Origin of the sequence: Metabacillus dongyingensis, from assembly GCF_019933155.2 — a bacterium.
Taxonomy (GTDB): Bacteria; Bacillota; Bacilli; order Bacillales; family Bacillaceae; genus Bacillus_P; species Bacillus_P dongyingensis.
Window position 1 is genome coordinate 4,524,342 of record NZ_CP082944.1, and the last position, 25,252, is coordinate 4,549,593.

General features: G+C 41.0%; 24 protein-coding genes. 8 read left to right on the forward strand and 16 right to left on the reverse strand.

Features of this window, described 5'->3' with window-relative positions:
- Nucleotides 1–82 precede the first annotated feature (82 nt).
- The 6 genes from K8L98_RS22435 to K8L98_RS22460 all read right to left on the reverse strand — a co-directional run bounded on the left by K8L98_RS22435 (nt 83) and on the right by K8L98_RS22460 (nt 5,939).
- The gene (locus tag K8L98_RS22435; protein WP_223438177.1) at nt 83–1,102 is read right to left on the reverse strand and encodes a LacI family DNA-binding transcriptional regulator; all 1,020 of its coding nucleotides are present in this window, start codon (nt 1,100–1,102) and stop codon (nt 83–85) included.
- Nucleotides 1,103–1,610: 508 nt separating this feature from the next.
- The gene (locus tag K8L98_RS22440; RefSeq protein ID WP_223438184.1) at nt 1,611–1,922 is read right to left on the reverse strand and encodes an iron-sulfur cluster biosynthesis family protein; all 312 of its coding nucleotides are present in this window, start codon (nt 1,920–1,922) and stop codon (nt 1,611–1,613) included.
- 12 nt (nt 1,923–1,934) lie between these two features.
- Nucleotides 1,935–2,825 (reverse strand): diacylglycerol/lipid kinase family protein, encoded by an 891-nt coding sequence (locus K8L98_RS22445; RefSeq protein WP_223438187.1) that lies wholly within the window; start codon nt 2,823–2,825, stop codon nt 1,935–1,937.
- Nucleotides 2,826–2,937: 112 nt separating this feature from the next.
- Nucleotides 2,938–3,669: an exonuclease domain-containing protein gene (locus K8L98_RS22450; protein WP_223438189.1), complete on the reverse strand. Its 732-nt coding sequence runs from the start codon at nt 3,667–3,669 to the stop codon at nt 2,938–2,940.
- Nucleotides 3,666–4,646, reverse strand: coding sequence for a DUF294 nucleotidyltransferase-like domain-containing protein (locus K8L98_RS22455; protein WP_223438198.1), 981 nt, complete (start codon nt 4,644–4,646; stop codon nt 3,666–3,668). The genes K8L98_RS22450 and K8L98_RS22455 overlap by 4 nt, the downstream gene beginning before the upstream one ends.
- 27 nt (nt 4,647–4,673) lie before the next feature.
- Nucleotides 4,674–5,939 (reverse strand): ammonium transporter, encoded by a 1,266-nt coding sequence (locus tag K8L98_RS22460; protein ID WP_223438200.1) that lies wholly within the window; start codon nt 5,937–5,939, stop codon nt 4,674–4,676.
- Nucleotides 5,940–6,210: 271 nt separating this feature from the next.
- Between K8L98_RS22460 and K8L98_RS22465 the strand changes: the two genes are divergently transcribed.
- On the forward strand, nt 6,211–7,161 hold the full coding sequence (locus K8L98_RS22465; RefSeq protein WP_223438202.1) for an L-lactate dehydrogenase: 951 nt from the start codon (nt 6,211–6,213) through the stop codon (nt 7,159–7,161).
- 200 nt (nt 7,162–7,361) lie between these two features.
- Here K8L98_RS22465 and K8L98_RS22470 read toward each other — a convergent pair whose 3' ends face one another.
- Together K8L98_RS22470 and K8L98_RS22475 are read right to left on the reverse strand one after the other, a co-directional pair.
- Nucleotides 7,362–9,509: a heavy metal translocating P-type ATPase gene (locus tag K8L98_RS22470; protein ID WP_223438203.1), complete on the reverse strand. Its 2,148-nt coding sequence runs from the start codon at nt 9,507–9,509 to the stop codon at nt 7,362–7,364.
- The gene (locus K8L98_RS22475; protein ID WP_223438206.1) at nt 9,487–9,867 is read right to left on the reverse strand and encodes an ArsR/SmtB family transcription factor; all 381 of its coding nucleotides are present in this window, start codon (nt 9,865–9,867) and stop codon (nt 9,487–9,489) included. The genes K8L98_RS22470 and K8L98_RS22475 overlap by 23 nt, the downstream gene beginning before the upstream one ends.
- A gap of 147 nt (nt 9,868–10,014) precedes the next feature.
- On the opposite strand from K8L98_RS22475, the gene K8L98_RS22480 reads away from it, so the two are divergent.
- Complete coding sequence (locus K8L98_RS22480; RefSeq protein ID WP_223438207.1) at nt 10,015–10,335, forward strand: ArsR/SmtB family transcription factor; 321 nt, start codon at nt 10,015–10,017, stop codon at nt 10,333–10,335.
- A 141-nt stretch (nt 10,336–10,476) separates the two neighbouring features.
- Here the strand turns inward: K8L98_RS22480 and K8L98_RS22485 are convergent, their stop codons facing one another.
- Nucleotides 10,477–11,397, reverse strand: a complete 921-nt coding sequence (locus K8L98_RS22485) for a cation diffusion facilitator family transporter (RefSeq protein WP_223438209.1) — start codon at nt 11,395–11,397, stop codon at nt 10,477–10,479.
- 127 nt (nt 11,398–11,524) lie between these two features.
- Nucleotides 11,525–12,181: a helix-turn-helix domain-containing protein gene (locus K8L98_RS22490; protein ID WP_223438211.1), complete on the reverse strand. Its 657-nt coding sequence runs from the start codon at nt 12,179–12,181 to the stop codon at nt 11,525–11,527.
- A 291-nt stretch (nt 12,182–12,472) separates the two neighbouring features.
- Between K8L98_RS22490 and K8L98_RS22495 the strand changes: the two genes are divergently transcribed.
- Together K8L98_RS22495 and katA are read left to right on the forward strand one after the other, a co-directional pair.
- The gene (locus K8L98_RS22495; RefSeq protein ID WP_223438213.1) at nt 12,473–14,968 is read left to right on the forward strand and encodes a hypothetical protein; all 2,496 of its coding nucleotides are present in this window, start codon (nt 12,473–12,475) and stop codon (nt 14,966–14,968) included.
- A gap of 218 nt (nt 14,969–15,186) precedes the next feature.
- Complete coding sequence (katA, locus tag K8L98_RS22500) at nt 15,187–16,644, forward strand: catalase KatA (protein ID WP_223438214.1); 1,458 nt, start codon at nt 15,187–15,189, stop codon at nt 16,642–16,644.
- A 44-nt stretch (nt 16,645–16,688) separates the two neighbouring features.
- Here the strand turns inward: katA and K8L98_RS22505 are convergent, their stop codons facing one another.
- From K8L98_RS22505 to K8L98_RS22530, 6 genes are all read right to left on the reverse strand, one after another.
- Nucleotides 16,689–17,432, reverse strand: a complete 744-nt coding sequence (locus K8L98_RS22505; protein ID WP_223438216.1) for a nuclease-related domain-containing protein — start codon at nt 17,430–17,432, stop codon at nt 16,689–16,691.
- Nucleotides 17,360–17,686 (reverse strand): nuclease-related domain-containing protein, encoded by a 327-nt coding sequence (locus tag K8L98_RS22510; protein ID WP_223438218.1) that lies wholly within the window; start codon nt 17,684–17,686, stop codon nt 17,360–17,362. Before K8L98_RS22510 ends, K8L98_RS22505 begins: the two co-directional genes overlap by 73 nt.
- A 212-nt stretch (nt 17,687–17,898) precedes the next feature.
- Complete coding sequence (locus K8L98_RS22515; RefSeq protein WP_223438219.1) at nt 17,899–18,879, reverse strand: ABC transporter permease; 981 nt, start codon at nt 18,877–18,879, stop codon at nt 17,899–17,901.
- A complete protein-coding gene (locus tag K8L98_RS22520; protein WP_223438221.1) occupies nt 18,872–19,789 on the reverse strand; it encodes an ABC transporter ATP-binding protein in 918 nt (305 codons plus the stop codon). The genes K8L98_RS22515 and K8L98_RS22520 overlap by 8 nt, the downstream gene beginning before the upstream one ends.
- On the reverse strand, nt 19,782–20,588 hold the full coding sequence (locus tag K8L98_RS22525; protein ID WP_223438223.1) for an SGNH/GDSL hydrolase family protein: 807 nt from the start codon (nt 20,586–20,588) through the stop codon (nt 19,782–19,784). Before K8L98_RS22525 ends, K8L98_RS22520 begins: the two co-directional genes overlap by 8 nt.
- A gap of 378 nt (nt 20,589–20,966) precedes the next feature.
- A complete protein-coding gene (locus K8L98_RS22530; protein ID WP_223438224.1) occupies nt 20,967–21,581 on the reverse strand; it encodes a PH domain-containing protein in 615 nt (204 codons plus the stop codon).
- A 204-nt stretch (nt 21,582–21,785) separates the two neighbouring features.
- Here K8L98_RS22530 and K8L98_RS22535 point away from each other — a divergent pair, with 204 nt between their 5' ends.
- The 4 genes from K8L98_RS22535 (at nt 21,786) to K8L98_RS22550 (ending at nt 24,955) form a co-directional block, all read left to right on the forward strand.
- The gene (locus K8L98_RS22535) at nt 21,786–22,319 is read left to right on the forward strand and encodes a DUF6944 family repetitive protein (RefSeq protein WP_223438227.1); all 534 of its coding nucleotides are present in this window, start codon (nt 21,786–21,788) and stop codon (nt 22,317–22,319) included.
- A 119-nt stretch (nt 22,320–22,438) separates the two neighbouring features.
- On the forward strand, nt 22,439–22,798 hold the full coding sequence (locus K8L98_RS22540; protein WP_223438229.1) for a YidH family protein: 360 nt from the start codon (nt 22,439–22,441) through the stop codon (nt 22,796–22,798).
- A 234-nt stretch (nt 22,799–23,032) separates the two neighbouring features.
- Entirely contained in the window at nt 23,033–23,815 is a 783-nt protein-coding gene (locus K8L98_RS22545) for a DeoR/GlpR family DNA-binding transcription regulator (RefSeq protein WP_223438230.1), read from the forward strand.
- A 414-nt stretch (nt 23,816–24,229) separates the two neighbouring features.
- Nucleotides 24,230–24,955: an HAD family hydrolase gene (locus tag K8L98_RS22550; RefSeq protein ID WP_223438231.1), complete on the forward strand. Its 726-nt coding sequence runs from the start codon at nt 24,230–24,232 to the stop codon at nt 24,953–24,955.
- The last annotated feature ends 297 nt before the right edge of the window (nt 24,956–25,252 follow it).

Consider the following 25,252-nt stretch of genomic DNA (forward strand, 5'->3'; position numbering starts at 1 on the left):
CGAAACGTTTCGGATTTCATGTAAAAAAATATAGATTTTCATCAATACTCCCGAAACGTTTCGGATTTCATAATAAAACCACTTACAATCTGTGGTTTTCTGTTGTTGATTCTCTAATGATCAAGTCTGTTTTAAGGATTATGACATTCGATCCGCTTTTCTCTTCAAGCATATCAATTAGAGAATTTGCAGCCTGATAGCCAAGTTCAAATTTATTCTGGGCAATCGTCGTTAATGCAGGATTTGAGTAGGCAGCAAGCAGAATGTTGTCATAACCAATGACAGAAAGCCCTTCTGGAACATGAATGCCTGCTGCTTTCGCACTTTTCATGGCACCAAGCGCCATTAAATCACTTGCACAAAATACTGCCGTTATTTCAGGGTGTTCTTTAAGCAGCTTTTCTGTGACCAATTCTGCTTTCTCCTCAGAAAAATCCCCGCTGATGATCCAGTCTTCTTTCACTTCAAGCTTAGCTTCCATTAATGCATCTAAATAGCCTTTCAGCCTTTGTTTGCTCACGTAGGCCTGATCATGTCCATTAATTAAAGCGATTTTTGTATGACCCAAGTCAATTAAATGCTGAACAGCACGCTTTGCTCCGAGTACATTATCTGTTGTCACATAGCCAACACTGTTTGATTCAATGGGAATATCAATGAGCATACAAGGAATATCACTCTCAACAACCTCTTTTAAATATGGATCATCGATTTTCATTCCTTGCAGAATTACTCCGTCCACTCGCCGTTCTCTGCATAGTTGGGAATAGGTTTTTTCTCGCTGTTTTGTTGTCGTTGTACTGAAGAGCACAAGGTCGTAATCCCGCTCAGAAATGCATTCATTAACTCCCGAAAGCACTTCAAAGGTGAAATTATCCTTTGGACTGACACGGTCCATTCCTGAAACGAGCATTCCGATTGTTCTTGACTTCTTCATGACCAATCCCCGGGCAAGCGTGTTAGGACTGTAGTTTAATTCTTTTGCAATTCTGGAAATCTTTTGTCTCGTCTTTTCATTCACATCCGAATAGCCGTTCAATGCTCTTGAAACAGTCGTAACTGATACACCTGCGGCCTTCGCAATGTCCTTAATTGTCGTCAAAGTACTTTCCTCCAAAACGTTTCGGATCCCTTTGATTGAAATCATACTTTATCTTGATAGCGTTTGCAATATATTTTTCTGTACAATTTGTTTTTTTGGGGCTGCTACATTTTGAGCTTTATATTCGGTCCCGAACTGCCCATCTCGCAAAAATATCCTTTCTATTTGAGAAAAACCAGCATTAACTCTCCTGAATCAATATTCAATTCGCGAAAATTGCCTCCAACTCGTAAACTCCAATTTGCAATGGAAAATCGTTATGAAAATTGTCAGTTACTAGCTGCCTTGGGCCACTTTATCTAATCGACTGCGCTTTAAGCATCCTACTCCGTTTCAAACCAACGAGCCGGAAATGCTTTTTTACTCAGCAGCCTGCATTTTGAACACGAAAGCCGGGATTAAAGTGCCCTTTTCCTGCATTTGACCCTTTATTCTTAGTTTATTGGGCAAATTGAGAAGATGCTTATAAACAATAAAAAAAAAGAGAAAGGCATGGTTTTGCCCTTCCCTAAACATATCGGAGTCCAATCCTGTTATTAAATGTCTGATTCTTATTTTTAAAGACAAAAAAATTGTTCGCGTAATCGATAGTCAGCTCGTTGTCGTATGTATCTTCAAAGTCATCATCAACGATAAAATCCAGCTTTTCTGTTGTAATCACTTTTTCATACGTTTCTGTTTCTCTTTTATTAATGACCTTTATTTCATACAGCGTATTCACAATATCACAGCTGCCTCGGTCAAAAGAAAGCTGGATCATCTTATCATCCGGTATTTCATTTAATTTGTCTTTAGCTTGCTGAGTAATTGTTATATTCATATAATGAACCTCCTATTCTTCTTTAGGGACCAGTATTTCAATGTGTCTCTTTAGATTTTCCACTTTTATCGGAAGCTTATCCCCTTCGTCACCGTCTACGTTCGCAATCATTTCATAAGTTGAAGATGCTTCAATCACTGGCACTTTTAAGTATTCAACATGCTCGCTGTTTCCCAGTTCACCCGTTATGATCTTCGGCAGGAGCAGCAGAAATTGCGGCATGGCAATATCTTTAATAATCATGACGTGAAGCATGCCATCGTTCACCTCTGCTTCAGGGGCAATCGTTTCGAATCCGCCGACTGAGTTTGTCAGTGCTACAAGCATAAGCAGCGCCTCCCCCTCCCAGACGACATTATCTGATTGCACCCTGAGTTCAAAAGGCTGCTTTTCCTTCATTTTCTTTACACCTTCAATGATGTAGGCAAGCGGTCCAAGCTTTGTTTTCTGCTCCACAGGCGTGGAGAAAGATGCTTCAGCTAAAGCACCTACAGCAACTATATTAATAAAATATCGATCATTGATTTTTCCTACGTCCGTTTTTCTTGTGTTCTGCTGCTCCAGAATGGAAATAGCCTCATCAGGATCGAGCGGAATATTAAGCGCTCTGGCAAAATCATTCACCGTACCGAGTGGAATTAAACCGAATAAAGGCCGATGTTCCTGTTCAGCAATTCCGTTTATTGCTTCATTTATCGTACCGTCCCCGCCCATTGCCGCGATAAAATCAAGCTTACTTTCACAGGCTTCCCGGGCAAACTCCATAGCATCTCCCTCGCCTTTTGTTTCACGGATCTCTGTTTCATAGCCCATTTTATTCATTGTTTTTAAAGCGTGCTCTGCATATTCAGTCCCTTTTTCCTTTCCTGAAGATGGGTTTACAATTAACATTGCCTGCTTCAAACCATTTTCCCCCCTGACTTAAAATGCCTATAATTTACCTTACCCCTAAAATAGACAAATGGAACCATCGATGCAAAAAACATTACTCCTTTTACTGAAGTAATGTTTCTTATCATAGGATGGCAATCCGCTCATAAATATCCCTCAGGTTTCTGCAGCCGAGTCCTTTTACATCCTCTACATATTTACACCATAATTTTGCTGTCAAGATGGCGTCGCCTAACGCATGATGACGGTCTATAACAGGAATCTGCTTATGATCGCACCAATCTTCAAGTCTTACATACTCAAAATTCGGTTCAGCGATGCGGTATAAAAAAGAAGTGTCCACAATCCGGTGCTTAAAAGGTGCACGGAACAATTTCCTGCTTGCATGCTGCATAAAGTTTTTTTCATGTGAAGAGTGATGGGCAACAAGTGTATCTCCTTTTACAAACTTATAAAATTCGATCATGGCCTCTTCAAGGAAAGGAGCATCCATTAAGTCTTCATCACTAATGCCCGTTAACTCACGGATTTCATCGGACATCCCATTTTCATGTCTGACAAGCGAGTAGAAACGTTCCTCTTCCTTCAGCGTGGACCCGCTCACCTTCACTGCTCCGATAGCAATGATTTCGTTCCCCTGCTCTGGGAAAAATCCGGTTGTCTCAATATCAAAGACAACCACATTCAGATCGTCTAATGGAACCGACAGCGCCTCCTCTGCTTTCATTTCTCGCTGAAGCTGGCGCAGAAACGCAATTTGCTGAGAGTTTTGTCCGCTTTGAGCAGTTCCAAAAACGCTTGTTTGAAACTTTCCGTGCACTTCTCTTATAAAATGAACGAACGGATTCGACTTCATTTATGAACACCCTTTTCAATGATTCCCTGTACAAAGTGATGCAGCTTTTTCCCGTTTTTCAGAATGGTTTTCATTTCTTTTCTCTCCGCACGGCTGAGCTTTTGAATGGGAAGGTAATGTACATCATCGTAATCTTGGATTCTCTTTAAATTAGACATTCGAAATTGCAGCAGATTTGCAAAGCTGGTCTTATAGTCGCTCAGCTCATTCCGATAAAACTCGTCATTGCTGAGCTCATCAATCCGGTCCAAAGTTGACGCGGCTAGTACTCCTTCTTTAATAGCAAGGATTCTTACCGCATTCACATAGGGCAAAAACGCAGCCTGCTTCAAATTCAATGATCCCTGATAAGGGCCGCTGTTTTCGGTAAAGATTTGCCCAAGAGGACCAACAGAAGGTTTGAGGTGCATGATATTATCCATAAACCGTTTTAATAGCTTAGGAGACTTTTTCTGGCAATCATCAATAACGTTTTTTAAGTGGTTAACAAATGTTTCTTCTCCCTCTAATACTCTTGCATCAACAAAAATCTGCAGATACCGCATCGACTCGAAGCTGACTTCATCCATCCATTTTGATAGCTGATTTTCAAAAGCTCCAAGCGATTTGCACCAGACAGGATTTGAGCTCATGACTTTACCTTCGCAATAAGGATATCCTGCAATATGAAGACCTAAGGAAACTTCTTTTCCAAGTGCCAGAAAGTACTGATCTGCATCCGTACCGCTTTTTTCATAAACCATTCCATGATCCTGGTCACTGATGACCCCCTGTTCATATCTCCCTGCACTCCCCATGACAAACCATGTAAAGGGCGAAGGAGGAGTTCCTTTTTCCTCCTTCACCCTTTGCAGAGATATGTTAAAAACAGCCCGCATGACTTGATCATGAAATTGATTTAATGTGTGCGTATCAGATGTATATTTATATATCTCTTCATCTTTCCATGCACGAATCGATTCGTAGCTTTCTCCCATTTACAGCACTTCCCTTTCGCTCCGGAATTAAGAGCTGATCTTATCCTCTTTTGATAAGAATACTTCAGGATAGCCGTAACTTCCATGCTCACTCATATCAAGCCCCATAATTTCTTCTTCTTCCGTTACACGAAGACCGCCCATCAGCTTTTTAGCAGCAAAGAGAATGATAAACGAAACAATAAAAGCATAAGCTCCGGATACCCCGACCCCCATAATCTGAACACCTAATTGTTCAAAGCCTCCGCCATACAATAATCCTGGCTTTCCAACTGTCGCCAGTTCTGGTGTTGCGAAAAACCCTGTTGAAATCGTACCCCAAACCCCTGCTGCACCATGAACGGATAAGGCGTAGATTGGATCGTCTATTTTTCTCTTTTCAAAGAATCTCACACTATAGAAAACCAGGATTCCAGCGATAAAACCGATGAGAACAGCCGCCCATGTATCAACAAACGCACAGGATGCTGTAATCGCTACAAGACCCGCGAGTGCCCCGTTCAGCATTGTCGGCACATCTGATTTCCCAAGCACCGCCCATGAAACGATGAGCGCTGCGACAGCACCGGCTGCTGCTGCAAGATTAGTATTCAGAGCAACATATCCGAAAAATCCATCCTCTACTCCAAGCGTGCTTGCCGCATTAAATCCAAACCAGCCAATCCAAAGCAGCAAAACGCCTAAAGCCGTAAACACCTGATTATGCCCAAAAATGTTATTGGCAGAACCATCCTGATTGAATTTCCCAATTCGGGGCTTCAGCAAAATTGTCGCCGCAAATGCAGCCATTGCTCCCGTTAAATGCACTACTGTAGAGCCTGCAAAATCCTGTTTGCCATGCTCAGCAAGCCAGCCTCCGCCCCAGATCCAGTGTGCAACTACAGGATAGACAAGAGCTGAGAACAGCACCGTAAAGACAAGATAGATTGATAGCTTCGCCCGCTCGGCAAACCCGCCAAGGGCAATCGTAATCGCAATACCGGCAAATGCAAGCTGAAATATAAAGAATACAGCGGAAGAAAGATTCATCCCTTCAAGCTCATATCCTGAATAGAAAAAGTGGGATAAACCGACAAGGAAATTAGCATTATCGCCAAAAATAAACCCAAAGCCCACTGCCCAAAACACAAGGGATGCAAGACCAAACGTAAAGATCGTCTTCCCGGCAATATGACCGGCATTTTTCATGCGTGTAGATCCCGCCTCAAGCAAAATGAACCCGCCCTGCATGAGAATAACTAAGATCGCCCCTAAAACCACCCATAAACTATTTAACAAATAGATAGAATCCAATTTAACGTCCCCCTATTGCTCTTTTTATAACATGATATGTTATAAAATATAACATGAGTTTATTATTTTCTATTTTATCGTATATTTTTCTTTAGTCAACCAATTTTCTAAAAATTTTTATAACTTCACGTCAAAAAACCTTACATGTTTTTAATGAATAAAGAATTTGAAAAATCGCAGATAGGTTGCTTTTACAATAGACATTTCTTCCTAAATAAGGTAACATTATATTGTGAATTATTTCACAATCCATTGAAAAGGGTGTTGCACAATGACACAAGAAAAGATAAACCGTGTAGTCTTAGTTGGAACCGGTTTTGTCGGATCCAGCTGCGCATTTGCTCTCATGAATCAAGGAATGGCTGATGAACTCATTTTAATTGATGCTGATGCCGAAAAAGCGCTTGGGGATGTAATGGATCTTAATCACGGAAAAGTGTTTGCGCCAAATCCTGCCGCCATCCGCCTCGGAGAATACGAGGATTGCAAACACGCAGATATTGTTGTCATTTGTGCAGGAGCCAACCAGAAGAAAGGCGAAACCCGCCTCGATCTAGTAGCAAAAAACCTGGCTATATTCAAAGAAATTACCGAAAGCGTTATGAAATCCGGTTTTCAGGGGATTTTTCTAGTAGCAGCCAATCCAGTGGATATCCTGACCTACGCAACCTGGAAATACAGCGGCTTGCCGAAAGAACGCGTGATAGGTTCAGGAACCATCCTTGATACTTCCCGCTTTCGCTACCTGCTGGGCGATTATTTTAAAATTGCTCCAAATAACGTGCATGCCTACATAATCGGTGAACATGGAGACAGCGAGCTTCCTGTTTACAGCGCTGCGGATATCGGCGGGATCCCTGTCATGAAGATGATTGAACGAAACAAAGCCTTTAAAAAAGAAGATTTAGATGAAATTTTTAAGAACGTCAGAGATGCAGCCTATCAAATTATAAGTCGAAAGGGCGCAACCTATTATGGAATTGCAATGGGACTTGTCCGCATTACGAAGGCAATCCTTCATAATGAAAACTGTGTTCTGACCGTTTCTGCCTATCTTGATGGCCATTACGGTGAAAACGATGTCTATATCGGTGTTCCAGCTGTAATTAACCGCGAGGGGATTCGCGAGATTATTGAGCTTGATCTAAACGCTGAGGAACAGAATAAATTTAAAAACAGTGCAGCGATATTGAAGGAAATACTGGCTCCACATTTTGACTAGAAAAGCTGGGTAACTTCAGTCAACTCTCTTACCAGCTATAAAAAGGCAAACGGCTATTTATGCTCCGGCTTCAGAAGCTGGAGTTTTCTTTTTTTGCTTTCAAGCTGTTATTAGCGCATTTTATTCTATTTTAGGCGCCATTCTTTTTCTAGCCAGCTGCATACAAAAAAGAAGCATGAACCCCTAAGGAGTTCATACTTTCAAAGTATCTGGCTATCTCTCTTTCCTTTCACTCTTAAAAGCCGTAATCCATTTAACGTAACTAGCAATGTAGCTCCCATATCTGCAAAGATCGCGATCCAAAGCGTCAGCCACCCCGGAACGACCAGAAGTAAAGCAAGCAATTTGAGTCCTAAGGCGAAGGCAATGTTCTGCTTAATGATAACAAGCGTTTTGCGGCTGAGTTCAATTGCAAATGGCAGCTTTTTCAGATCATCCCCCATTAAGGCAACATCTGCTGTTTCAAGAGCGGTATCCGTCCCGGCTCCTCCCATCGCGATTCCAACTGAAGCTGCAGCAAGGGCAGGAGCATCATTTACGCCATCCCCAACCATTGCAGCTGCCCCGTATTCCCTTTGCATCTTTTTCACTGCATCCAGTTTATGCTGAGGAAGCAGCTCAGCATAAATCTCAGACACTTCTAACTGGTTACCGATCGCTGCAGCTGTATTTGCATGATCACCCGTCAGCATGATGGTTTTTTGAATACCGAGCTCTTTTAACTGCTTCACAACGCGGACACTGCTTTCACGGACCTCGTCTGCCACCGCTAAAACAGCAAGCAGCATTTCATTCGTTCCGGCGAGCATGACTGTTTTTCCTTGTTTCTGCAAAGAATCAACCTTGTTCTTTAATTCACCTTCAAATGTAAGCCCCATTTCTTCAAACAGCGAAATATTTCCAACGTAGTACCACTCATGATCAATCTTTCCTTTGATACCTTTTCCAGTTAAGGACGTGAAATCTTCTACAATCAGTGATTTATAATCGATCTCCTGCTGCTCTGCTTTTTTTATAAACGCTGAAGCAAGCGGATGCTGCGATCGATATTCCAGCGCACTTACCAATTTAAATAGGTCGTTCTCTGAAATGCCGGATTGTAAAACTTCAAAATCGGCAACCACGGGAGCCCCTTTTGTTAAAGTGCCTGTTTTATCAAAGGCAACTGCCTTGATTCTGCTTAATTCTTCAAGGTAAATGCCGCCTTTGATCAATACACCATTTCTCGCAGCGTTCCCAATTGCCGTAACAATAGAAACAGGTGTTGAAATAACAAGTGCACATGGACAGCCGACCACTAATACGGCAAGACCCTGGTAGATCCATGTGTCCCATGCTGCGCTGAAAAATAACGGAGGAAGAACGGCAACTAAAAAGGCAACCGCCATAATGGCAGGTGTATACCACTTCGCAAACTTGTCAACAAACGCCTGCGATGGTGCGCGTTCCGCCTGGGCTTCTTCTACTAAATGAATGATTTTGGCAATCGTCGTATCATCAGCAAGCTTTGTAACCTGCACTTCAAGCAATCCTTCTTCGTTAAGAGTTCCCGCAAACACTTCGGCGCCTGGTCCTTTTTCTGCCGGGATGGATTCACCCGTGATGGACGCCTGATTAACAGCCGAAAACCCTTTAACAACTAAACCATCCATGGCAATTTTCTGGCCAGGCTTCACGATCATAATATCGAGAGCTTCAATTTCATCAACGGCAATAGAGCTTTCAATTCCATTTCGTCTTATTAACGCTTCTTTTGGAGCAATATCCATTAAAGAGCGAATGGACTTTCGCGCCCGGTCCATTGAATAGGATTCAAGAGCTTCACTGACGGCAAACAAGATGACCACAACCGCTCCTTCGCTCCATTCCCCAATAATGGCGGCGCCAATAATGGCAATCGTCATGAGTGTTCGCATATCAAACTCAAGTCGAATCAAATTTTTAAACCCAGTGATAAACAGGGATGATCCTCCAATAATGATGGCAGCAATAAAGGCTGCTATAGATGGGACACTTCCTTCCCCGTAAGAAAATAAGGAATAATAGCCGATAATTATGAACAGAGCGGACACTAGAAGCGCACCGTATTTTTTAAGGAATGGTTCTGCAGGCGCTTGAACGGCTCCCTTTTCAGGAAGGATTTTAAGGTGCTCGAACGCTCCTGCTTTTTCAATATCATCGATACTTGCTTTGCCGATAACTGTTAACTTGGCGGCACCAAAATTTACTTTCGCATCTGTCACGCCATCCAGCTCTTTTACATTGCGTTCAAATTTCCCGGCACAGCCTGCACAGGTGAATCCCTGAACCCGATATACATTTTTTTCAGCCGATTGTTCTGCTTCCACGCTGGCTCATCTCCCCTTGATGTTCAAAAGCAATCAAAATAAGCTTCTTAACATGATCATCATCCAATGAATAATAGACAAGCTTTCCTTCTTTGCGGAATTTAGCAAGCCCCGTATTCTTCAAAAGCCTTAAATGATGCGATGCGGTTGCAGTCGTAGCCCCGACGATATTCGCGACATCACAGACACAAAGCTCCTCTTCTAAAAGCGCATAAGCAATTTTCAATCTTGTATCATCAGCAAGTGCTTTATAAATTTTCGCCACATTTGCCGTTTCCCGTCCTCGAAGCTTATTCTTAACCCGTTCAACTTTTTCAGAATCCACACAAGTTATTTCACACACATCCTGCAGCTTCACTTCATCACATCCTATTCATTCAAACGTTCGTTTGATTAAAGTATATGCACGATAATATGAACAGTCAAACAATTATTTGAATGTTTGTGAAAATAGCTAATCTTCCCTATAATGATAACTACATAAGAAGTCAGAAGGAGACCCACGATGAAAAAAGAAAAACAAGAAGCAGACACGTTTCATGATCTGGACGAAGAAACCATCTTCATCGCTTCCCAGACTTTCAAGGCGCTGTCAGACCCGACACGGCTCCGCATATTAAACCTGCTCACTCAAGGTGAATGCTCCGTAAATGAAATTGCTGAAACATTATCTCTTCTCCAATCAACCGTATCCCACCAGCTAAGATTTCTAAAAAATCTCCGCCTCGTCAAATTCCGCCGCGAAGGAACCACCTTATATTATTCGCATGATGACGAACATGTTATCGGGCTTCTCAAACAGATGATTGAGCATGCCCAGCATTAAAAACCTGAAACAGGGAGCAGCGGATTTACTGCTCCCTTTGAACATGCTTTTAACTGCAATTTCTTATCGAAAATGAAACCTTTCTTATCGAAAAATTGAATTTATAAATTATTCGACAAAACCGTCCAGTAATAAATCAGCTTAATTACAATGTTCATCTCCGCAGCAGCCGGAACCTTTCCGGTCGATTTGAATCGTTGTATGATGCAGCCCAAACTGGTCATGAAGCAGCCTGTTTGCTTCAGTTAAAATCGTTTGATTCGCTTTACCTTCCTCTACTTCAAGATGACAGCTGAGTGCAGGAAAATCAGAAGTAATGGACCACACGTGCAGATCGTGCACTCCGCAAACATTCTCCATTTTCAGCAGGGCTGCTTTGATTTCATCTGAATTCAAGTTCCCGGGAACACCCTCCATCAAGATATGAAAAGAATCCTTTGTCACGCGAAATCCGCTGATAATAATTAAAACAGCCACAATAATGCTTGCAGCCGGATCCGCTATTCCCCAGCCGAAAAACATAATCAGCAGCGCGGCAATAATCGCCCCGACAGAACCAAGCATATCCCCGATAACGTGAAGAAAAGCACTTCTGATATTCAAATTATGATCTTTGTCGCCCTGCATCAGGATAAACGCAGCCGCAATATTGACCAAAAGGCCAATGCTTGAAATGATCAGCATTCCCGAACTGGCAACTTCAGGAGGATCCATGAACCGCTCATAGGCCTCAAAGAAAATAAAGATCGAAATCACAATCAGCGTCAGCCCGTTGATAAACGCAGCCAGTATTTCAAACCGCTTGTATCCGAATGTTTTAGAAGAAGAAGCTCTTTTTGCCCCAAATGTCAGGGCAAGAAAACTCAGTCCAAGAGCTGCCGCATCACTCAGCATGTGCCCTGCATCTGACAGAAGAGCCAGACTGTTTGTCAGGAGGCCGCCAATCACTTCTGCAATCATAAAAAGAGTAATAATGGCAAACGCCCAAAGCAGCGCTTTTTTATTGCTCGTATGGTGATGATGATGCCCATCATGACCATGGTGGCTATGCGAATGTCCCATCGTATCCCCTCAACTCTCTTTATATATGAATATATGCTCATATATATATTATTTCAAAATTTCAGGTTTTGTGCAAGATACAATTATCATTTACATACCCGATCTTTTTCATGATGAATAAGGAACATTAATCTCCTTCTTTTTCCAAGAAGGTCAAATGGAATAGCTGCCGCGGTCTCCCTTTTAGCGAAAGCTTTTCTACTCCTGCAAGTCCAATCAGCCCTTCATCAAGCCACCTTACCAGCTTGCGGTGCACACTTCGAGTAGAAATGCCCATAATCGCTGACAAGTCATTTGCTGTAAACGTATACTTTCCGGCGCGGGAGATTTGAGAACGCAATCGATTATAGGCTACAGCTGAGACGCCCGCTTGTTTTGCTTCTTTCATCAGAACTTCACTCGTAATGGAAAGATCATATGTCAGAGGAAACTGTTTTTCAAAAGGAGACATTACCTGCTTACCTTCGTTTACAAGACAGCTTTTTTCGCCGAGAATGACTGCCTCTGAAAGAGCAATCCTTGCATGAGCAGCTGCCTGATAAGCGGTAGCCCCGATGCCAATTCCCAATGAGAAAGAACCCTTTTTCTTTTTGGACAGTCTCCTGATGTAGCAATCTGCAAACTCATCAATCCCAGTTGTAGAGGAAAAAAATAAAATCTCATTTCCCTTGAGCACAGCCATATACCCTTCAAGGTCAGAAACAAATTCAGAGATGCTTTTTGAAAGTCCATCACTTGCGGCACCCACTCTTATCAATCCAACTGAAAGCGGCTGTTGTTTCATACTTTTCACCTCTGTATATATTTATCCTGGTTCGAAACTGGTTCCTATTATTCATACAAACCAATGGTGATTCTATGAATCTGAAAACGAAACATAATTTATGACGTATAAGAGACAAAATCTCTATAACCCTTATAATACCTCGATTATTAAACTAGAATCCACCTAAATATATTAAATTTTCAGAATATAGTATTGGATTCTTCTGTCACTTCTTGTACGATTGATGATGAACCAGATTTAAACCAAGACTCTTCACCTGTGTCAGAAAATAGAAGGAGGAAAAAGAGAGTGAAGAAAGGACTTATTGTATGCTTAAGTGTTCTTTTATGGATCATGCCGGGAGTTTTTGGAGGAGAAGGCGTAAAGGCAGAAACAGACAGCAAGCTGAGCCGCACTTACTTCAGTGAACCTGAACAGCTGTTTACCCCTCTCACTGACGCTATCAGTATTTTTAATGGAGCTGTCGGCAAAGAGGATGGAAGACATGTGATGTACACTACAGTAAAAGGACTGCCTGCTCAGCTTAATGTCATCGACATCGAGAGCAAGAAGCTGTTAAGGGTCATCAGCCTTGAAAACTCAGAAAATTCCTGGGCGCATGAAGTGATGCCAAACGGAGATCTGTATATCGCAACGGAAGGAGGCGGGGCAAAGCTCTGGAAATATTCTCCCGCAACGAAAACAGCAAGCGTAGTCGCTGTTTTTTCAGGTCAAAGCTTTCCTTTCTCAATTACGTCTGAAGATGGAAAAATTTATGTAGGAACATATCCAAGCGGCAAAGTGTATGAATACAATCCTGATACAAACAAAGTAACAGATCTTGGGAGAATGATCGGAGAATCATCTCAAGAGTATATCCGGTCACTGGCTGTTATTCAGGATGATGTCTACTCAGGCACAGGACACGGCAAGATCATTCATTATAATAAAGCAACAGGCGAAAAAGAAGATATTGCCGAGTCTATCGGAGAATCAGGACACATTTACGACCTTGAAAAAGTGGATAGCCGGTATTTATTTGCTCGCTATGAACTCTCAAGCAACGGTTATATTTACGATACCCAGACGAAGAAATGGCTTGATGTAGTCATTCCAAAAGTACGCGGGCTCCATGTTGAAGAAGAGTCTTTAGACGGGAAAATCTATTACATGACCACTGAAAACAAATTGAATACGATTGACCTCACAACATTTGAAATTGAAGACACCGGAATCACATATGAAAGCGGTTTCCGAGGTGCGGACTGGGTAGAATTCAACTCCCCTGATCTGCCGGGAAAAAGTCTTGTTACCATTAACTTCAGCGGCTATGTGTCCATTTTAAACTTAGAAACAAAAAAGACGGTAAAAACGCCTGTTCTTGCTCAAGGAACTGCCAATGTCATCAATAAAATTGAAACCGGTCCGGAAGGCAGCCTCTATATGAGCGGCATCCAGACAGGCAAGGGCGCGATCTATGATCCGGAGACAAAAACAAAAACAGCTTTTAATATGGGACAGGGCGACAGCATGGCGGCTTTTGGCAATAAGATGCTATTCGGCGTATACCCTGATGGTGATATTAGAGAATACGATCCTGCACTCGAACCTTCAACTACAAACCCAAAGAAGCTGTTTACGCTTGGTGAAGGACAAAACCGCATCAGCCATATTACAGCAGGGGACGGCAAAGCTTATATTGGAAGCATCCCATTTTACGGCGAGCTTGGCGGAGCACTGACGGTTTATGACCCTGAAGCTGAAGGCAGCATCAAACATAAAGTGTTTAGAAATGTGGTTCAGGATCAAAGCATCATCAGCCTGGATTATAAAGACGGTAAAGTCTACGGCTCAACCTCGATTAATGGAGGACTTGGGGCAGATCCAACGGCTGAGGAAGCAAAAATTTTCGTCTGGGATGCAAACGCCGAAGAAAAAGTGAAAGAAGTATCCCTTTCGATTGAGAGTCTTGAAAAGCCTCCGGCGATCGGCGAGCTTTCATTCGGTCCAGACGGACTGCTGTGGGGCGCTGCAGTCAATACCATTTTTGCCATGAATCCTGACACTCTCGAAGTTGTTAAAAGCAAGAAACTCTATGATTCTCTGCCTCTATCAGCCTGGCATGATATTGAACTTGAATGGTCAAATGGACTTCTTTATGCAGACTTCAGCGGAAATTTGACAGCCATTGACCCTCAAACACTTGAAAGCAGACAGATTGAAAGCATCTATAATTTCAGCATCAGCCCCGCTGGTGATATCTATTATGCAGCCCGCTCAAACCGAACAATGCTATACAAAATAAAAGTAAATGACATTACAGGCATAGTGGATCTTCCTGTACAAAATCATCATTTTGAACAGCCCGTAAAAGAAGACGTCATCCCCGGCTGGACTTCGATGTTCGGCACAGATGAGCAAGTCTCATACACCATTTCAGGCGAACAGCACTCCCAGGGAAGACAAAGCTTAAAGCTCACAGATTCAGCCAGAAACAAATCCTCTGCCTTGATGAGTCAGCCAATTGAAGTCACTGGCGAAGACATCATTCGGGCATCTGCCAATCTATTTATCCAGGACGGAACAGCAAGTTTTATGATCCGGTTCTATGATGCGTCTGGAAAAGAGGCCAACTCTCTGCCTGTTCACATTCAAACAGGCTATGGCAAATGGCAGAATATCGAACTTACCGCTAAAGCACCTTCGAATGCAAAAACCGCACGGCTTATTGCTTATACAACTTCGTATTCCATGAGCACTGCCTACTATGATGAAATCCGGGCTCAAAAACTTATCATTGAATAAGCCGCTTGGCCGCCATTCTATATGGCGGTTTTTTCAAATGTGCTTGTTCTTCAAAATTCTTGAAGGAATTTCATTCGCCGGACCGAATTTATTAAATTATCCAACTATTTTATACACTATTTATTTATAATAATTATAAAATAGTATTGATTTTTTACTGATAGATGTTATCATTGTTTATGGGTTAAATAATATGAAACTATGAGGTGATTCGATTTATGATTAATGATAAAAAAAATCTAACTACCAGTTGGGGTGCTCCTGTTGGAGACAACCAGAATTCAATAACAGCCGGTTCCCGCGGTCCAACATTAATTCAGGATGTACACCTTTTAGAGAAACTGGCTCATTTTAACAGAGAACGTGTGCCTGAGCGCGTTGTTCATGCAAAAGGTGCAGGAGCACACGGATATTTTGAAGTAACAAATGATTTAACAAAATATACTAAAGCTGACTTTTTATCAGAAGTAGGAAAACGTACACCGATGTTCGTTCGTTTCTCAACAGTAGCTGGAGAAAACGGCTCTTCTGATACAGTGCGCGACCCCCGCGGTTTTGCATTGAAGTTCTATACAGAAGAAGGAAACTATGACTTGGTCGGAAACAACACGCCTGTGTTCTTCATTCGCGATGCTATTAAATTCCCTGATTTCATTCACACTCAAAAGCGTCATCCGCAAACGCATTTGAAAAACCCAGATGCGGTTTGGGATTTCTGGTCTCTTTCACCAGAATCTCTTCATCAGGTAACGATTTTGATGTCTGACCGCGGAATTCCTGCAACATTCCGTCATATGCACGGATTCGGAAGTCATACATTCAAATGGACAAACGCTGAAGGCGATGGCGTATGGATCAAATATCACTTCAAAACAGAACAGGGCATTCAAAACCTCGCTCCGGAACTTGCAGCTAAAATTGCTGGAGAAAACCCGGACTACCATACTGAAGACCTATTTAATGCAATTGAGAAAGGCGATTTCCCAGCATGGAAAATGTATGTACAAATCATGCCTTTAGAAGATGCAGACACCTATCGCTTCGATCCATTTGATGTTACAAAAGTATGGTCTCAAAAAGATTATCCGTTAATTGAGGTTGGCCGCATGGTACTCGACCGCAACCCGGAAAACTATTTTGCGGAAGTTGAGCAGGCAACATTCTCACCTGGAACACTCGTGCCTGGAATCGACGTATCTCCAGACAAAATGCTTCAAGGCCGTTTATTTGCCTACCATGATGCAGCCCGTTACCGTGTAGGTGCGAACCATCAGGCATTGCCGATTAACCGTCCTAAAAATGAAGTCAACAATCACCAGCGTGACGGTCAAATGCGCTTTGACAACAACGGCGGCGGCTCTGTCTACTACGAGCCAAACAGCTACGGCGGACCAGCAGAATCAGCTGAAAACAAGCAGGCTGCTTTCCCGGTTCAAGGAATTGCAGACAGCGTCTCTTACGATCATAACGATCACTACACTCAGCCTGGAGATCTCTATCGTCTCCAAAGTGAAGAAGAGCGCGCACGTCTTGTTAAAAACTACGTTGACTCAATGGCTCCTGTCACAAAAGAAGAAATCAAACTGCGCCAAATTGCGCATCTGTATAAAGCTGATCCGGAATTCGGGAAGCGTGTAGCACAGGGACTTGGACTTCAGGTTCCGCAGCAGGTTTAAGTAAATTGAAGGTATAGCTTTACAATTCGTTCTCAATTTTATTCTCATTTTTGCATCCGCTTTGTTGGCGGGTGCTTTTTTTGTAGGGAGGAAAGATTGTAACTGCGGGATTTGTTGTTTCCTGTGAAGGGGAGGTTAAGGGATTTCAGCAGGTTTTTCGATATTTCACTTGATGTAATGTTGAGGAAGCCCCGAGCTTCTCGATTAGTTATAATTGGGCTTATTAGTAAAGAATAATCCAATAATGATTCTATGTGAGCTTCATTTGAATGATGATGACATGTTTTGCAGACCCATTTACCCCGCTCTCTATTCATTGTTAACCTGCATCCTGTGCATAGCACACCTTTAATAAGTTCATTTTTCGAAATGGAAAATTGATTTAGTATATCTATTGTTTGAGGAGTATGACATTTAACTATTTTTTTAGTTAGTTTTGCTAATGTTTTTTCATCCATAGCTGTTTGGGGATGTATTTTAAGAAACTTATTTATGTGAGCTGGAAGCTTTGAACTTAAAATAACTTTTTCATAGACTTGTCTGTTATTAGGGGAAGTAGTTAGAATTGCATTTGATGAACTAATTACCACAAGAGTTTCAATTGGAATATGGTTGAATTTTTGGATACGAAGCCATCTTAATAGCTGATACTGTTGACGCTCTACTTGCGAAATAGGATCTGGAAAAGGTTCTTCTTTTTCGTTTAATGTGCGGATTAATTGATTAAAGTCTGAGTCAAAATATACGAGCCTGCAATATTCTTTACTTCCAGTATTAAAATAAAGCAATTCGATAGAATTATAGTATCCATCTGAAAATAGTGTGAACCATCAAATAGTCTTACATCGTGTAAGATGGAGTAGTCTTTTTCAGGTAAAAAGCTCAATGGATAATCAATTCGCTGTTCTCCTTTATAGCCTGCAAGTCTTTTTCCTAAATCCTCCTCAATTTTACTTCTTTTATGATGTGTATTAGACAATCTTCTTAATAAAGCTTCTAATTTATGAATATGTACAGGGATAGATCGCTCTTTTACTATCATTTACTGCCTCCTCATTTAATATTATCGAGTTCATCTTGAGTTTACACTAAGACAAAAAATATTTATCAGTCTATTTTTAAAATATATCAGTCAAATTCAGTGTTTTATCAGTGTAAAACAAAAATTTATCAGTGTATTTTGCTATTTTATCAGTCTAAAATATAAATTTATCAGTTTAACAAAAAAACAGCCGCTCCCCAGCGGCTGCCAACTCAATAAATATCCCTGCGCGAAAACACGATAAACGAAACAATCAGTCCGGCTGCTGCCCAGATGCTGAGAACACTCATGGAAAATCCCAGTGTCATCCCGTTTATAGGAGGCGCCATGCCGGCTACGTAATCGGTCAGTCTTAGGTTGACCATGAAAAAGTACTTGGCTGATTCCCAGGAGGAAACCATATTTGCAAGTATCGCTCCTGCAATCAATGCGGCGAGCATCACTCCCATAACAGAGGCGGTGCTTTTCATAAGCACGGAGAGAGTAAAGGTCAGGGTTCCGACGACAAGCGCCACGAACCACACAAGTCCGAGCTCCATCAAAATGTACTGCCACTGTTCAACCAGCCGGACCTGATCGGTGTTTAAGTCCTCTCCCTGGACTGTAAACCCAGTTAGGATCGGCATATTCCAGCCGCCATATCCAAAGACGATTCCTGATATGAGATAGGACAGTAATCCAAGGGATAATACGATAAAAGAAACCGACAAAATTAATGTCATGTACTTGCTTAATAAAATCTTCCACCTTTTTACCGGCCTGGTTAACAGCAGCTTGATTGTTCCCCCTGTTGCCTCAGAGGAGACGAGATCGGCTGCGATGACCATGATCATCAGCGGCAGCAGGAGGTCAATCGAATTCTCCGCAAACATTCTCATAAAGGTTGGTGCTCCGGGAGCACTTGGATTAATGTCGTTATCCAGGTAATATTGCTGCTGCTCCATCCGGATTTGCAGATACTTCTTCCATTCAGCTGATATGCCGCTAGAGCTTAACCTGTTCTGCGCATTGATAATTTCCTGCTGCAATTGAGAACGCCAGTCGGTTGTTCCCAATTCTTCTTCTAGGGTTTTAGCTTCTTTCATTTGGGCATATGTGAAAAGTCCGACTAGTACAGCTAATATTCCGGCAATGATAAAAAGCCGCTTCTTCCGGATAATTTTGATCATTTCATTATAGACGAGGTTAATCAATGGTTTCACCTTCAGTCAGCTCGATAAATAAATCTTCAAGTGTGGGCAGTTTTGTCTGGATCTCCCGCACTTTTACACCTGCTCCAACTAATTTCTCATTCCAATCAGGAATGCTTTCTTCCTCATTATAGGTAACGATTCTGTCATTATAATCGGTAAGCAAGGTTGTTTCTGCCGCTAAGATGGCCTTTCCTTTTTCAAAAGGATCAAGTCTCCAGATGACTCGCTCTTTTTCAGCAAGAAGATGCTCTACGGTGTCGATCTTAAGAATGGCACCTTTTGAAATAATCGCAACCCGGTCACACATTAATTGAATCTCACTGAGCAGATGGGAGGAAACAAGGACACTCAAGCCTTCTTTTTCCGCTAAAAAGCGAATGAATTCCCGCATTTCTCTAATGCCGACTGGATCAAGTCCGTTTGTGGGCTCATCCAAAATCAGCACGTTCGGCTTGCCTAATAATGCTTGTGCAATCCCCAGGCGCTGCCTCATTCCAAGGGAATAGGTGCTTACCCTGTCGCCAATTCGATTTTGCAGACCGACAAGCTCTACTACTTCATCAATCCGCTCCATTGGAAGGCCGGGAACCATTCTCCAGAAATAGTGAAGGTTCTCAAGTCCCGTCAAATAAGGATACAGCTCTGGATTTTCAACAATACAGCCGATATTTTTGATCGCATTTGAAAAATCGGATTTAAGATCGTGGCCGCAGATGGTAATCCTGCCGGATGTCGCTTTAATCAATCCGACGAGCATGCGGATCGTTGTTGTTTTGCCTGCGCCATTCGGGCCCAGAAATCCAAATACTTCTCCCCTATGAAGCTGAAAAGAGATGTCTTTGATGATTTCTTTTTTGCCTATTTTCTTCCGGAGATTTTCAACAACCAATGTTTCATTTGAATTAGTCATCCTGATTATCCTCCCCGCTGAATACGATCAAAGATGACAGCCGTTCTCCTATCAGCTTGTAGCCTTCCGAATTGGGATGAAACTTGTCACTGTACAAATAATCGTTTACATTCTGCTCAAATAAATCAAATGTCGGGACCATGACAACTTTTGGATATTTCGCTGCAATTTCGGCAGAATCAAAATTCCATTGCCTTACAATGGCAGAAGTTTTTTTTGCATCCTCCAAATCATTAAAGGGATTGTAGAGACCTACGTAATAAACGGATGCTTCCGGATTAACCTTGCGTATTTCCTTAATGACTTTATCTAAGTTCTCTAAAAAAACAGCTTTAACTTGATCATTTTCCTCAGAAGATAAATGTTCAAGTGCTTGTCCGCCTTGAAAAAGGTCATTTCCCCCGATGGTCATGATAATTGCATCTGCCGTTCTGACCTGTCTTCTGATCTCAGGTTTTTGAAGCTGCTTGACTGCCTGATCCGAGACTTGGCCTTTGATCGCTAAGTTAGAAAGCTTAATCTCCCGCTCTGTTTTTTCTTTAAGATCATCTACTAAATAGCCAATATACCCTTTGCCTGACTGATCACCTGTTCCTCGTGTCAATGAATCGCCAAGCGCTACAATTTGATAGTCATCATCCATGCCGCTCACTTCAGCTTCAGCAGATGAATCCTGGTTCACTTGAGAATCCGGTTTGCTGAAAAAATAATCATTTATCGTCCAGCATAAGCCGAAAATCCATAATACTGTCGCGAGCACGGATAAGATAGCAATAAACTTCGCTGTGTTTATCTTCAAACGATCACCTTTTCTTCCTAATTAAAAACTTGTTACCCAACAATTTACATGATTTCAAAACATATAAGCAACTAAGAACGCTTCCATTTTCAGATAATCTGCAGGCTTGTTCAAGTAATTGCCATATTGATTTTTGTTTGTGCATAAAGAATTTTGCAGCTGATGCCCTGATTAATCAATCGGTACTCTCCCCGTTATTTATAAAGGAGTCAGCGTCGATAAAGGGAAATGAATATAAACCCTTACTTGCCCTACAGGCTTGTGCTGAAGGAACTCTGAGTTGAGCGTGAAAAGGTTCTCTTTATGTCATCAAACATCCAGCTTTTTCGTTCGGCAAAGCAAAAAAAGCCTGCCCGAATCCGAGCAGACTTTATGGTCTCAATTATTTATATATTTCTCAAAAACTTCTCCGAAATCTTTAATATGATATTGCTCGCGTACAGAGGTCATCCATGTAAAGCCAAAGTCGGTTAAATCTCTGTAAGTATCGGAGAGCTTGTTATGATCCGTTCTTGAATTTTGAAGGATGTTTACAGCTTTATCAAGACTGCTTGATGCCATATCTATGTATATAGCATTTTCATGTGATATTTCAGCTATGCGAAGAAGAGATTTATATAAATCCTTCAGCTGTTCAATCTGATCCTTCCTTACATCAATATCAAACCTCTGGCTGCCGAGGCTGAATTTAATTTCTACATCCATATCGATTTTTCCTGCTGTTTCAAGCAGAACATCTGAAAATTTATACTGGGCGTAGGGATAGCGTTTTAATGTTCTTTTAGAAGAAACGGCATTTGCCCCGTCTACATGAATAAAAGAAAGATTTGTAAAGCAGTATTCATCTGCCTTTGTCTTAATTAAAAAATAGATTTTCTCATTATCCTCATGCATCACATAATCATCTGCATCTGTTTTGTCATAATCAGCCGGACTGATAATTGTCCCAATATCGGATAACCCTAATGCCTCTGAAGCTAGTTTTTTAAACATGGCTTTTCATCCTTCCTTGTTTAGCATCTCCCTAATTTTAACAAGAGACTGTAAAATTGAAAACTGTTAATTATGCTTACAACTATTTGAACTGTATTTTCTGAAATAAAGAAAGACAATAAAATAGACGTACACGTATTTCCAGCTCTGCATATCCTATTGAATGAACCTTTCAGGGAGAACTTTAGAGTAGGCGGTCAAGCTATGAGCAATAAAGAAAAAGCGGTATTCGGAGCATGGATCCAGGCTATTGGAACAGTTACTGCAGCCGTTGGAAGTACACCCTCAAAAGTACTCACAGACCAGCAGCTTGAAAATTTAAATTTATGGGGAAATATCCTGCAGGGTACTGGTAACGCTATACTCGCCGATACAGAAGATACATTTACCTTAAATAAAATCGGCAATATGATTCAGGCAATCGGAAATACTACTGTAGTCACAGGAATCATCATTGATTTCAGCGAACGCACTCAAACACTCCTTGATGTTCAGGGTAATCTCCTTCAGGCAACAGGCGGCGGAGCGGCTCTTGCAGATGCATTTGGGGAGGAAAGATCGATTGAACAGTTATATTCGATCTACGGCAATCTTCTGCAAGTCATAGGGAATTCCATGCAGGCCATTGCTGGAGGCATGGAGCTGCGGAATGAAGATCCGGGAAACATCAACGTAGCCGGAAGCTGGATTCAGGCAATCGGTTCGATAATTTCAGCCATCGGAGAGACAAAATACTAAAAAGGACATCATTTCCTGGTGTCCTTTGCCCATTTTTCCCCTTGCCATTATAACTATATTGAATTAATACACGATATTGTATTTAATAGTGATAGAAGCTTACTAATGAGGTGTGAAGAATGAATAAGACAGTCAGTTCAAATTACATCCAGCAGCATCTTGCGAATGAAAGGACTTACCTTGCATGGATCAGAACTTCTATTGCAATTATCGGAATTGGATTTTTGATGACAAACATCCATTTCACCTTTTTGCCTAAGCTCTCCTCTCTTACTGATACCGTCACAATGGGCACTGGCATTGTTTCTATCATCTCAGGAATTGCGATTGTCCTTTTTTCCACGTATGACTATCTGAAAAAGATGAAACAGATTGATGCCCAGACGTTTGAGCCTTCAAAGAATATCGTTATTCTTCTCTCTTTTATTATTTTAATTTTCATTCTTGGATTTGCCTTTTATTTTATGATGATCATATAACAAAAAAGCAGCGGAAAAATCCCGTTGCTTTTTTTTATAAAATGTCCATCCAAATCTACAGGCTCTCATTCGCCCTTCAGATAAGAAACAGTCATTCCTTCTTCCACAAGCATTTCGCCTGTCATAATGGATGATCCTCCTTCTTACCAATAATTTTAAATGATCCTGGTTGTGAAATTATGTGAATTTGTGTTAATAATAGGTTATCCATTCATACAAAAGCAGGTGAAAAGATTGTTAGCACATGATCGTCATCAAAATATTTTGGAATATTTACGAAATAATAAATCATTAAAGGTCTCTTCGATCACCAAACTGTTCGGAGTATCTACCGAAACAGTACGCAGGGATTTAGAACATCTCGAGAAAGAAGGGTATTTACGAAGGGTAAGGGGAGGAGCAGTCTTAGACAATGTGAACAGCCAAGAAGTCAATTTCACATTGAGGGAAGCCAAAAACATTCAGGAAAAAAAGGAAATAGCAAAAATTGCTGTACAATATGTGACGGAAGGTCAATCCATTGCGTTGGATGTCAGTACAACTAATACTGAATTTGCGAAGGAATTAAAACAGAGGTTTCAGAGACTTACCGTTATCACAAATTCGTTAATCATTGCTAATGAACTTTCAGATATGCCTCAATATACAATTTTGATGCCCGGAGGTGTACTTCGAAATGAAGAATTATGCCTGGTAGGTCATTTAGCAGAGGAATTTTTCAAGGGGTTTCACATTGATACGTTTTTTATGAGTGTAAGTGGTATTTCTTTGACTGAAGGACTTACAGATTACGGGTTAGGAGAATACCAAGTGAAAATGAGTATGCTTGAAAACTCTCAAAATGTCATTGTGCTGGCTGATAGCAGCAAATTCGATGTTGCATCTTTGTTGAAAGTTTGTCATTTTGACAGAATCGAGCGCATTATTTCTGATTCCAAACTTTCAGAAAAAGTCCTGCAGAAGTACAAAAACGAAGGTATCGAAATTGCGAATAAGTCTATTATTGAGGAAAAGTGACTGTCCACTTTCCCTCTTTTTTTTGCCCTTTTCGTAAATATTGTTATCTAAAAAGGCCTCAGTCATCCTTTTTCAAAAATACCCCATCCCCCTCGCTTCAATAAATTCAACATTACTTGATAATATAGTTAATCCATAGAGTGTAAATATATAGAAAATTGTATAAATGTGTTGTTTTAAGTTTATTAACAAATATTCAACAATAATTTACACAATTATTAAATAAAATCAATAATCGATGAGTATTATTTATGGATGAAAGAGGTTTTTTGTGCAATAAAGTGTTATTTTGTTATTCAAAAACTGACAACTTAAAGGCCCAATTCAGCAGATGTATTTCTGTTTTTATTACCTGCTCTCACCTTTAATGTGGGACAAAAAAATAATTAATAGAGAATGAAAGGAAATGGCATTTTGGAAATTAAAGGGATTTTGTTTGATAAAGACGGAACGTTATTACAATTTAGGGAGATTTGGATTCAAATCTCTTATGAAATTATTGATGAGCTACTAAACAGGATAGAAGATAAGGGCAATACAACATTAAAAGAGAAGCTGTGTCATGGAATAGGGTTAAGAAACGGAATAGTTGATGAAAAAGGATATTTAGCTTGCGGAACATCATTAGATATGGCCGATGCATTTAATAAAATACTCCCAAAAGATATGCCGCATTTGCACCAGTGGCTGTCTGAGCGTTTGTTAGCAAAGACGAAAGAACATATAGATAAAATAAAACCGGTTTGCGACCTGTCACTGCTTTTTTCTTCCTTAACGCATAAGGGGATCATAGCAGGGATCGCTACGGCAGATGACTATGAGACTACAAAACTTTGTTTACAGCAATTAGGCATTTTAAATGATGTTCAATTTTTAGGAACAGCAGATTTATATAAAAAAAAGCCCTTTCCTGACGTGGTTGAAGAATTCTGCAAAAAGTTTCATCTAAAAAAAGAAGAAGTTGTCATTGTTGGAGATACAATCATTGATATGCAGCTGGCTAAAAATAGCAGTGCTCGTTTCGGAGTAGGTGTTTTGTCAGGAGTTGGTTCTTATCAAGAACTATATCAGCTAGCTCACTTTGTTATTCCGAGTGTCGATTATCTTATTGATGGAAATGACAGGTTCATCTGGGAGTAAAGTTTATGTCATCTATACCTAATAGGGCAAGTCCATAAATTAGGATGAGAAGGAGGTGATCGGTCACTGGCATCTCAACAAGCAAATGATTGAGTTATTACAAAATATTACTTAAGTTTCAAGGAGTTTAGTTTTAACATACCGCACCATTGAAAAACTATTTCAGAATGAGAAGAAAGTGTTTATTACAGCCGTGACTTCTGCTGAAAGCATGAATCAGTAAATTTGCAGAGCCGGAAAGAAAAAACGATATCAATGAATGAAACGTTTTGACTACACTAAATTTCATGAAAAGAG